Source organism: Streptococcus sp. SCPM-O-B-15304 (M98), from assembly GCF_058200215.1.
Genome location: NZ_JBYQGQ010000052.1, coordinates 1 through 272 on the forward strand (window position 1 = coordinate 1; position 272 = coordinate 272).

General features: G+C 50.4%; 1 protein-coding gene. It reads right to left on the bottom strand.

What is annotated here, in order from left to right:
- A partial coding sequence (locus AC3E7H_RS10015; RefSeq protein ID WP_490676520.1) for a hypothetical protein occupies positions 1-272 on the bottom strand: 272 nt, incomplete at both ends.

A 272-nucleotide genomic window follows, 5' to 3' on the forward strand; every position in this document is an offset into this window, starting at 1 on the left:
CAGCAAGCACATCAGCTTCAACAAGTGCAAGTACATCAGCTTCAACAAGTGCAAGTACGTCAGCTAGCACATCAGCTTCAACAAGTGCAAGTACGTCAGCAAGCACATCAGCTTCAACAAGTGCAAGTACGTCAGCAAGCACATCAGCTTCAACAAGCGCAAGCACATCAGCAAGCACGTCAGCAAGCACGTCAGCGTCAACAAGCGCAAGCACATCAGCAAGCACGTCAGCGTCAACAAGCGCAAGTACGTCAGCAAGCACATCAGCGTCA